Here is a 12,106-nt window from a genome sequence, read left to right as displayed (position 1 = left end):
CGCCCATCGGTACCGGTTGCTGGCGGGCGTCGAGCACGTAGACCTGGGTGTTGGAGATCGGGCCGCCGATTGGCACGCTGTCGGCATCTTCCGCCACGTCGCGCACTTCAAACGTCGTGGCGTAGGTGGTGGTTTCGGTCGGACCGTAGCAGTGCACGATGCGCAGGTTTGGTGCCTCGGTCAGCAAGCGGCGGAAGGCGGCCGGATCGGCGCGTTCGCCGCCGCAGAGCACGATGCGCAGGCCCTTCAGCGCTTCGGGAATCAGCTGCACGTACTGGTTGAACAGCGCGGTGGTGACGAACAGGATCGTGGCGCCGGTGTTGGCCAGTTCACGTCCGAAGGCTTGCGGATCAAGCAAGGTCGCATGGTCGATCACCACCACTCGCCCACCGTTGAGCAGCGGCCCCCAGACGTCCATGGTGCTGGCGTCAAACGCCGGGTTGGAAGCGAATGCCACGCGATCCTGCGCATTGAAATCCGCATAGCCGTTGTTGATCACCAGCCGGCCGATCGCCCGGTGCGGCACCATCACCCCTTTCGGCGTGCCGGTGGAACCGGAGGTGTACATGATGTAGGCCAGCGATTCGGAAGACTGCGGCAGATCCGGGTTGTGAACCGGTTGCGCGCCTAGTTCAAGTAAATCCAGATCGACCCGGCGCTCGGTGTAATCAACCGCTTCAGTGCTCAAGGTCAGCAGCGCTTTCGCCCCGCAATCCTCAACCATGAACGCCTGACGCTCGGCTGGCGCGTTGATGTCCAGCGGCACATAAGCCGCCGCACACTTGCCGATGGCCAGTTGCGCGATCAACAGATCCAGCGAACGCGGCAACAGAATCGCCACATGCTCGCCCGGTTGCACGCCCTGCCCGATCAGATAATGGGCCAGTCGGTTGGCCCGTTGATTCAGCTCGTCATAGGTCAACGCCGCGCGGCCATGCACCGCCGCCACCGCTTGCGGATGCAGTTTCACTTGCTGCTCGAACAGACCATGAACCGTCGACCCCGACGGATAATCCCGCTGGGTCGCATTGAACCCAACCAACAACTCCCGACGCTCATCCGGCGGCAGAATCGACAATTGATCGACGCCCAATTGCGGCGTCTGCTCCAAAGCCTGCAACAGGCTGCCAACCGCAAGGTGCATGTAGTCACAGATTCGCCCGGCATCAATCCCGGCCGTGGTCAACGCGGTCAGGCTGAAGTCTTCGCCCAGGTCATCGACGCTCAGGCTCAGGCGGTAGTTGCTGCGCTCTTCGGCATCGAGCAACTGCATGCCCTGCCATGCCGCCACGACCTCGGCGGACGGTGTGCCTCCGCCACCACTGTGGCGGTAATTGAACAACGCATTGAACAGCGACGCCCCCGGCGCCATGGCGCTGCAACGCTGCACCAGCGCCAGCGGCGCGTGTTCGTGATGCAACAAGCGGTTCAAGCGCTGATGGGTCGCCAGCACGGCCTCTCTTACCGATTGCCCGACCAGATCGATGCGCAGCGGCAAGGTATTGATGAACACCCCCAGCGCCCGTTCGGCCCCTTCACCGCCGTGCAGCCGGCCAAGCAGCACCGTGCCGAACACCACGTTTTCACGCCCAGACAATTGCCCCAGCACGTTGGCCCAGGCCAGGTGCATCAGGCTCGCGGCGCTGACGCCCAGACGTCTGGCCTTGGCCCTGACCCGCTGGCTCAACGCGGTGTCCAGCAACCGCTGCGCATGCCCGTTGCCGTTGTCCGCGACAGAGCCCTGGCCATACGGCAGGGTCGGTTCGTCGATATCGCCGAGCATCTCGCGGAAGAACGTTTCATGTTCCTCTTCGCTCAACCCCGAGCGCGTGCGGGCGACATAAGTGCGATATGGCACCGGTTCGGCCAGTTGCCGCACCTGGCCGAGCAGGACTGCCTGCATCTCGTGGCGCAGCACTTCCAGCGCAATGTGATCCATGACCAGGTGATGGAACAGCAACAACGCCACCACGCGCCGGTTGACCGCATCCCAGCCGTGCACCACGCGCATCAGCGGCGCCTGCGTGACAGCCATGCGGTACTGCCGGGCATCGAAGCGGCTGCGCAATTGGCTCAGCGCATCCACATCAGCGGCGTCCAGTTCGACCGTTTCACACACCAGCGATGCCTGGCGCCAGACCACTTGCACCGGCTCTTGCAGACCGTCCCAGAACAGCGACGTGCGCAGGATGTCATGGCGTTCGATCACGGCCTGCAAGGCCTCGGCGAACACCCGCAGACGTGACTCATCGGCAAAGGCGAACTGCGCCTGCAACACATACGGATCGCCCTGCGGCGCCGATAAGTGATGGAACAGAATGCCGGCCTGCAACGGCGCCAGCGGGTAAATGTCCTGCACGTTGGCCGCGCCGCCGGGAATGCTGGCGACGATGCGGTCGATGGCGGGCTGATCCAGTGCAACCAGTGGCAGCATGTCCGGGGTGATGTGTTTGCAGTCCGGCGCGATGCGGTTGGCCGGGACTTCGGTCTCCGTCTCATCGCCGACCGCGGCGGCCAGTGCGGCGAGCGTCGGCTGATTGAACAGCACGCGCACGTCGGCGGCCAGACCGACATGGCGCATCCGCGCCACCAGGTTGACGGCCATCAGCGAGTGTCCGCCCAGTTCAAAGAAATTGTCGTGGCGCCCTACCCGTTCCACGTTGAGCAATTCGGCCCAGAGTCCGGCGAGGAGGATTTCCACCTCGCCGACCGGGGCTTCGTATTCGCGGGTGATGACCGAGGCCTGATCCGGGGCCGGCAGCGCCTTGCGGTCGAGTTTGCCGTTGGGGCTCAGTGGCAGTGCATCGAGGTGCACGAACACTGCGGGCACCATGTAATCCGGCAGGTGTTCCAGCAGATGGCTGCGCAGCACGTCGATTTCCAGACCGGCGCCGGTGTAGTAAGCCACCAGACGTTTATCTCCCGGCACGTCCTCGCGGGCCAGCACCGCGGCTTCCTGCACGCCGCTGATGTCGGTCAGGCGGGACTGGATTTCGCCGAGTTCGATACGCAGGCCACGGATCTTCACCTGATCGTCGTTGCGGCCCAGGTATTCGATGTTGCCGTCCGCCAGATAACGGGCGACGTCGCCGGTGCGGTACATGCGGCCATTAGGCTGGAATGGATCCTGAAGGAAACGCTCAGCGCTCAATTCGGGACGATTCAAGTAACCGCGAGCCACTTGCACGCCACCGATGTACAGCTCGCCGACCACGCCTTGCGGTACTGGTTGCTGCTGGGCATCGAGGATGTACATGCGGGTATTGGCGATCGGTTTGCCGATCGGGGTGTTGTCCGGTGTGGTGTCGATTGGCCCGGCGCAATCCCAGGCCGTAACGTCCACTGCCGCTTCGGTCGGGCCGTAGAGATTGTGCAAGCCACTGTTCGGCAATTGCTGCTTGAAGCGCCGCACCAGACTGCCCGGCAACGCTTCACCGCTGCACATCACCTGACGCAAACCATGGCAACGCGCGGTGTCGCCATGGGCGAGGAACACGTCGAGCATCGATGGTACGAAGTGCAGCGTGGTGATGCGTTCGGCTTCGATGACTTCGCTGAGGTACAGCGGATCCTTGTGGCCGCCCGGACGGGCCATGACCAGTCGCGCGCCGGTCATCAGTGGCCAGAAGAACTCCCAGACCGATACGTCGAAACTGAACGGAGTCTTTTGGAGGACCGCATCTTCAAAACCAAGGCGATAGGCGTCCTGCATCCACAACAAGCGGTTGACCACCCCTGAATGCTCGTTGATCACACCTTTCGGCTGGCCAGTTGAGCCGGAGGTGTAGATCACATACGCCGTGTGCTGCGGAGTCAGTCCATCGACCGAAAGATTATCGGCCGACAACGATTGCCAGGTGTCGTGATCCAGATCGACCACCGGCACCGCCACTTCACCCAACAACCCACGAGTCGAACCCTGCACCAACACCGCCGACGGCGCGCTGTCCTCCAGCATGTAGGCCAGACGCTCCAGCGGATACGCCGGATCCAGCGGCACATAACCGCCGCCAGCCTTCAAAATGGCCAGCAATCCGACCACCATCTCCAACCCGCGCTCGACACAGATCGCCACCCGCGCATCCGTGCCAACGCCCAAACAGCGCAAGTGATGCGCCAAACGATTGGCCCGAGCATTCAGCTCGGCATAACTTAGTCGCTGTTCACCGGAAAGCACCGCCACAGCCTGCGGCGACCGCGCGACCTGCGCCTCGAACAGACCATGAATGCTCTGCTGAAGGTCGTAATCAACATCAGTGGCATTGAAGCCATGCAGCAAATGCCGACGCTCATCCTCCGCCAGCACATCCACCTGCTCCAGCAACGCCTGATCGTCGCCGACCATGGCCTGCAACAGCTGCTGCAAGTAACCGGCATAACGCTGAACCGTCGATTCATCGAACAGCGCCGTGGCGTATTCCAGCGAACCCCGGATCACACCCTGGGCCTCGCCCAACGTCAGCGACAGATCAAACTTGGCAAAGTGGCTCGGCTCGGCCACCCCTTCCAGCGTCAGGTCACCGAGGGCCAGCGTTGCACCGCTGCCACTGTCCCAGCTCAGCAGCGTCTGAAACAACGGGCTGTGAGACAGGCTGCGCACCGGCCGGGTGATTTCCACCACCTGCTCGAACGGCAGATCCTGATGGGCCTGCGCTCCCAGCGTGCACGCCTTGACCCGCGCCAGCAGCGCCTCGACGCTCAGCGCGCCCGAGGTGTCGATGCGCACGGCCAGCGTGTTGACGAACAGCCCGATCAGCCCTTCGATTTCCGCCCGGTTACGGTTGGCGACCGGCGAGCCGATCACCACGTCCGACTGCCCGGACAAGCGACCGAGCAACATCGCCCACGCGCTCATCACCGCCATGTACGGTGTCACGCCGTGTCGTTGGCACAGCGCCTTGAGGCCTGCGCTCAAACGCTCATCCAGCCGGATGTCGACACTGCTGCCGGCGTAATCCTGCTGGGCCGGGCGTGGACGGTCGGTCGGCAACATCAACAGTGCCGGCGCACCGGTCAGGGTCTGCTGCCAGTAATCGCTCTGACGTTGCAAGACTTCACCGCTCAGCCAGCGGCGCTGCCACGCGGCGTAGTCGGTGTACTGCAACACCAGCGGCGGCAGCGGATCGGCCTCGCCATGGCTAAACGCCTGATACAGCGCCATCAGTTCGCGGGTCAGCACACCCATCGACCAGCCATCGGAGACGATGTGGTGCAGGGTCAGCAACAGCACATGATGATCATCGGCGAGTCGCACCAGACGCCCGCGAATCAGCGGATCGTCCTGCAAATCGAACGGCCCCGAGGCTTCGCCCTGAATCAGCGCCTGCAAGGCTTCGTCGGCCTGCGGGTGCTGGCGCAAGTCTTCGACCCGTAACAGCACACCGCTGTCGAGCGGCGCGATCAGCACCTGGGCTTCCTCATTGAACTGGGCAAAGCGGCTGCGCAAGGTTTCGTGACGCTCGACGATCCGCGCCAGTGCCCGTTGCAAAGCGGCTTCGTCGAGGCGACCACGCAGGCGCAGGCCGAGCGGAATGTTGTAAGCGGTGTTGGCGCCTTCCAGCTGGGACATGAACCACAAGCGTTGCTGGGCGAACGACAACGGCAGCGCGCCCTCGCGTGGAACCGGCCTGATTGCCGGTTGCGTGCAGCGTCCAGCCTCGGCCAGGACTTCGGCCACAGCGGCGAGTTCGGCATTGGCGAACAGCTCAGCGAGGGTCAGTTCCACGCCCAGCCGCTGGCGCACCTGAGACAGCATGCGCATCGCCAGCAACGAGTGGCCGCCCAATTCGAAAAAGTGATCCTGACGCCCGACCTGTTCGACCTGCAGCACTTCGGCCCAGATCTGCGCCAGGGTGGTTTCCAGTTCACCCTGCGGCGCCTGATAGTCGCGGGTGAACAAGGCGCTGCGATCCGGCGCGGGCAACGCCTTGCGGTCGACCTTGCCGTTGGCGGTCAGCGGCAGCGCGTCGAGTCTGACGAACGCCGCCGGCACCATGTACTCAGGCAATTGGCTGAGCAAATGCGCCCGCAGTTCCGCCACGGCCAGCGGTTCGACCTGTGGCTGTTCGGTGAAATACGCCACCAACCGCACCTGGCCAGGTTCGTCTTCGCGGGCCACCAGCACCGCTTCCTGAATACCGGGCAATTGGTTGAGGCGGGTTTCGATTTCGCCGAGTTCGACCCGCACACCACGGATTTTCACTTGATCGTCGTTGCGCCCCAGGTACTCGATGGAGCCGTCGGCGCGCCATCGGGCCAGGTCGCCTGTGCGGTACATGCGCCCGTGGTTGAACGGGTCGTTTACAAAACGTTCCTCGGTCAGATCCGGACGATTCAGGTAACCCCGGGCCACACCGGCACCGCCCACATAAAGCTCCCCGGCCACGCCGACCGGCACCGGACGCCGCTGCTCATCGAGCAGGTACACCGTCGCGTTGGCGATCGGTTTGCCGATGTGCAGCGCCTGCCCCGCTTCGACGATGCCCGAGGTGGCAACCACCGTGGCCTCCGTCGGGCCGTAGTTGTTGACCACATCGAACGACTGCTGACGGTTGAATTGACGCAAGCGGTCGCCGCCGATCAGCAGCGTGCGCAGGGTCGGGTGTTCGAGGTTCTGGCTGAAGGCGTATTCGGCCACTGGCGTCGGCAGGAAACTCACGTCCAGCGGCTGTGCGCACCACCAGTCGAGCAGCGCATCCACGTCTTCGCTGCCATCGCGGGCCGGCGCCAGGTGCAGGGTCGCGCCGGCACACAGGGCCGGCCAGACTTCCCAGGCCATGGCGTCGAAGCCGAAACCGGCAAGGCTCGATGTGTGGCGACCGGCGCACAGATCGAATGCTTTGCAATGCCAGTCGACGAGGTTGCTCAAGGTGTGATGTTCGACCATCACGCCCTTGGGCAAACCGGTGGAGCCCGAGGTGTAGATCACGTAGGCCAGGTGTTCGCTGGTCAGGCCAGGCACCTGCGGATTGCCGGTTTCGGTGTCCGGCCAGACCTGCAGATCGAGGTCGATCACCGGCACGTCCAGCGCCGGCAGGCGTTCACGCAAATCACTCAGGCACAGCACGGCCACGGGCGCACTGTCGCTCAGCAGATAGTTCAAACGCTCCGCCGGGTGCGCCGGATCCACCGGCACATAACCGGCCCCCGCCTTGAGAATGGCCACCAGCCCGACCAGCGTGTCGAGCCCGCGCCGGGCGACGATGGCCACCCGATCATCGGGGCGAACACCCAACCCGATCAGGTGATGAGCCAGGGTATTGGCCTGTCGGTTCAGCTCGGCAAAGCTCAGCCCCTGCCCCTGGCTGACCGCCGCAACCGCCTCGGGACGCTCGATCACTTGCGCCTCGAATCGCTGCGCAATCGTCAGCCCCGACACAAACTCAGCGTGCGTGTCGTTGAACGCAACCAGCAACTGCTCGCGTTCGTGAGCCTGAACCATGTCGAGCTGTTCCAGTGCCGCCTGATCGTTGGCAACCATCGCACGCAGCAATTGCTCGAAGTAGCCGGTGTAACGCTGGATGGTCGACTCATCGAACAACGCCGTGGCGTATTCCATCACGCCGCGAATGCCCTCGTGGGTTTCGCCCAGGGTCAGCGACAGGTCGAACTTGGCGAAACGGGTCGGGCCGGCCACGCTTTCCAGTGCCAGCTCACCCAGCGCCAGCGCCGGGCCGACGCTGTTTTCCCAGCTCAAGGTGTTCTGGAACAACGGGCTGTGGGACAGGCTGCGCGCCGGCCGGGTGACCTCCACCACTTGTTCGAAAGGCAGGTCCTGATGGGCCTGAGCCTGTAACGTCAGCGCTTTGACCCGAGCCAGCAGCGCCTCGACGCTGAGCTCGCCGGAGGTGTCAATGCGCAGGGCCAGGGTGTTGATGAACAAGCCAATCAAACCCTCGATTTCCGCCCGGCCACGGTTGGCAATCGGCGAGCCGACCACCACGTCCGACTGCCCGGACAAGCGACCGAGCAACAGCGCCCAGGCGCTCACCATCGTCATGTACATCGTCACGCCGTGCCGCTGGCTCAGCGCCTTGAGCCCGGCGCTCAGCGGTTCATCGAGCCGGAACTCGACGCTGGCGCCGGTGTAATCCTGTTGCGCCGGACGCGGACGATCGGTCGGCAGCACCAGCAAGGTCGGGGCCCCGACCAGATTCTGCTGCCAGTAATCGCTCTGCCGTTGCAGCACTTCACCGCTCAACCAGCGCCGTTGCCAGATCGCGTAGTCGGCATATTGCAGCGCCAGCGGTGGCAGCGGATTGGCCAGGCCATGGCTGAACGCCTGATACAGCGCCATCAGTTCACGGGTCAGAACGCCCATCGACCAGCCATCGGAGATGATGTGGTGCAGGGTCAGCAGCAACACATGGTGGTCGTCGGCCAACCGCACCAGACACCCGCGAATTAGCGAATCGTGCTGCAAATCGAACGGGGTCGAGGCCTGTTCACGGATCAATGTCTGCAAGGCTTCGTCGGCGCGTGGATGCTGACGCAGATCTTCGTCCCGTAGCAGCACGCCAATGTCGAGCGGCGCAATCATCACCTGCACATCATCGTCGTGCGGGACAAAACGGCTGCGCAGGGTTTCGTGACGCTCGACGATCCGCGCCAATGCCTGTTGCAGCGCTGTTTCGTCGAGATGACCGCGCAGGCGCAGGCCCAGCGGAATGTTGTAGGCCGTGTTGACTCCTTCCATCCGCGCCAGAAACCACAGCCGTTGCTGGGCGAACGACAGCGGCAGCGCACCGTCGCGAGGCACTGGGACAATCGCCGGTTGCGAGCTGCGACCGGCCCGGGCCAGCACCTCGGCGACCGCCGCCAGTTCGGCATTGGCGAACAGCTCACTGAGGGCCAGCTCGACGCCCAGGCGTTGGCGAACCTGGGACACCATGCGCATCGCCAGCAGCGAATGCCCCCCCAGTTCGAAGAAGTGGTCCCGGCGCCCGACCCGCTCGACTTGCAGCACTTCGCCCCAGATCTGCGCCAGCGCGGTTTCCAGTTCGCCTTGCGGTGCTTCGTACTCGCGAGTGAACAGCGCCGCGCGATCCGGCGCTGGCAAGGCCTTGCGGTCGACCTTGCCGTTGGCGGTCAGCGGCAACGCATCCAGTCGCACGAACGCCGTCGGCACCATGTACTCGGGCAATTGCGCCAGCAGGCAAGCACGCAACTCAGCCACCGGTTGCGGTTCGACCTGAGCCTGTTCGGTGTAATAGGCGACGAGCCGCGGCTGGCCGGGTTCGTCTTCACGGGCCAGCAATACCGCTTCCTGAATACCGGGGAGCTGGTTGAGGCGGGTTTCAATCTCGCCCAGCTCGATGCGCACGCCGCGAATCTTCACCTGATCGTCGTTGCGTCCCAGGTATTCGAGAGTGCCGTCGCTTTGCCAGCGTGCGAGGTCACCCGTGCGATACATGCGCCCGCTGTTGAACGGATCGTCGAGAAAGCGCTCGGCCGTCAGCTCGGGACGGTTCAGATACCCCCGGGCAACCCCGGCGCCACCGACATACAACTCCCCCGCCACGCCGATAGGCACTGGACGTTGCTGTTCATCCAGCAGGTAGACCGTGGCATTGCTCACCGGCCGACCGATGTGCAGCGCCTGCCCGGCGTCGACCTTGCCCGAGGTCGCCACCACCGTGGCTTCGGTCGGGCCGTAGTTGTTGATCACATCGAAATGCTGGTGACGGCTGAACTGCCGCAGGCGATCGCCGCCGATCAGCAGTGTGCGCAAGGTCGGGTGTTCGAGGTTTTGACTGAAGGCATATTCGGCCACCGGCGTGGGCAGGAAGCTCACGTCCAGCGGCTGCGCGCGCCACCAGTCGAGCAAAGCGTCGATGTCTTCGTTGCCGTCGCGAGTCGGGGCCAGGTGCAGGGTCGCGCCGGCACACAGGGCCGGCCAGACTTCCCAGGCCATGGCGTCGAAACCGAAGCCGGCAAGGCTTGACGTGTGGCGGCCGGCGCACAGATCGAACGCGCCGCAATGCCAATCGACGAGGTTGGACAGGGTGCGGTGTTCGACCATCACGCCCTTGGGCAGACCGGTCGAGCCCGAGGTGTAGATCACGTAGGCCAGATGCTCGTTGGTCAGCCCCGGCACCTGCGGGTCGAGGGCCAGGCTCAGTGGCCAGGTGCGGCGGTCTAGGTCGATGACCGGGACGTCCAGCGTCGGCAGTCGATTACGCAGATCGCTCTGGGTCAGCACCACCACCGGGGCGCTGTCGCTGAGCAGGTAGCTCAGGCGCTCGGCCGGATGCGCCGGGTCGACCGGCACGTAACCGGCGCCGGCCTTGAGAATCGCCAGCAGGCCGGCCAGCGTATCCAGCCCTCGGCGGGCGACGATGGCCACGCGATCATCGGGGCGAACGCCCAGGCTGATCAGATGATGGGCCAGGGCGTTGGCGTGCAGGTTCAGTTCGGCGTAGGTGACCTGTTCACCGAGGAACACCGCCGCCACCGCTTCCGGCCGTTCGATGACTTGCGCCTCGAAACGTTGGTGAATTGTCAGCCCTTGCGGATAGTCGGCCCGGGTCGCATTGAAGCCGCGCAGGATCTGCTCGCGCTCCGCGTCCGGCAGGATCGATACCTGGCTGATCGGCGAATCCGGCACCTGTTCCAGCGCGGACACCAGACCGTTCAGGGCACCGAGCATGTAATCGCACACCCGCTGCGGGTCGATCTCAGTGGTGGCGAGCAGGGTCAGGCTGAAAGCATCGCCCAGGTCATCGATACTCAGGGTCAGCGGATAATTGGTGCGTTCTTCCGAGTGCAGAGTGGTGATGCCTTCCCACGCCGACAGGGTTTGTGCGCTGGCCGACCCGGCGCCATGGCTGTGACGGTAATTGAGCAAAGCGCTGAACAGCGGCGTCGGTGCGGCCACGCTGCTGCAACGCTGGGCCAGCGCCAGCGGCGCGTGTTCATGACGCATCAACGTGGTCAGGCGCGCGTGGGTCGCCTGCACGGCGCTGCGTACGCTCTGGGTGTCGACATCGACCCGCACCGGCAAAGTGTTGATGAAAATGCCCAGCGCCCGGTCGGTAGCTTCGGCGCCTTGCAGACGGCCCATCAACACTGTGCCGAACACCACGCGTTGCTTGCCGGCAAGCGTGGCCAGCACCTGCGCCCAGGCCAGATGAAACAGGCTAGCCGCGCTCACTCCGAGCTGCCGCGCCTGCCCCCGCAGGCGTTGGCCCAATGCTGACTCCACCGGCACGCTCAACTCGGTGATGCCGTGCCCGTCGCCCTGCACATCCTGCAAACCAAACGGCAAGGTCGGCTCGTCGATATCGCCGAGCATGTCGCGGAAGAACGCCTCGTGCTCGCTCTCGCTGACACCCAGTCGCGCCTGCGCCACGTAATCACGGAACGCGACCGGCCGCCCCAGCAGATTGCCCTGCCCCGTGAGGAACGCACGCATCTCATGCCGCACCACATCGAGCGCCGAGTGATCCAGCGCCATGTGATGGAACAGCAACGTCGCAACCACACGTTGCCCGGTTTCGTCCCACGCATGGGCCAGGCGCATCATCGGCGCCCGGCCCACATCCATGCGGAATTCCCGGGCATCGAAACGCTCATGCAAGTACGCCAGCGCATCGCCTTCGGCATCGATCTCTTCCACCGGCAATTCGGCGTGACGCCAGACCACTTGCTGCGGCGTATCCAGTCCATCCCATACCACCGCCGTACGCAGGATGTCGTGACGATCGATCACGGCCTGCAAAGCCTGAACGAACGCGTTCAAGCGCCCGCGATCTGCAAAGGCGAAATGCGCCTGCATCACGTACGGATCACCCTGCGTGGCGCTGACATGGTGGTAAAGAATGCCTTCCTGCAACGGCGCCAGCGGGTAGATGTCCTGCACATTGGCCGCACCGCCCGGCACGTCGGCAACCAGACGGTCGATGGTCACCTGATCAAGTTCCGCCAGGGTCAGCATTGCCGGAGTGATGCGTGTGGTGCCCGGTGCAATGCCATTGGCCGGCACCTCGACCTGACCGCTCTTGGTCGCTGAATATTGCCCGGCCTTGATCAGTTCGATCAGCGCCGGTTTGTGCTCGCGCAACAGCGCCAGCACCGCCGGATCGCTCAGCGCCTGTTTGTTGCCCTG

1 protein-coding gene (cut by a window edge) is annotated in these 12,106 nt (G+C 64.3%); it reads right to left on the bottom strand.

Translation table 11 applies throughout. The features are described 5' to 3' along the window. Positions 1–12,106, bottom strand: part of the annotated coding region (locus PMI24_RS16915) for a non-ribosomal peptide synthetase (RefSeq protein WP_007955994.1) (this coding region is incomplete at its 3' end). The annotated region continues 78 nt past the right edge of the window; 12,106 of its 12,184 annotated nt are in view.

Origin of the sequence: Pseudomonas sp. GM25, from assembly GCF_000282255.1 — a bacterium.
Taxonomy (GTDB): Bacteria; Pseudomonadota; Gammaproteobacteria; order Pseudomonadales; family Pseudomonadaceae; genus Aquipseudomonas; species Aquipseudomonas aphyarum.
This window is presented reverse-complemented; position numbering and strand designations above follow the sequence as displayed.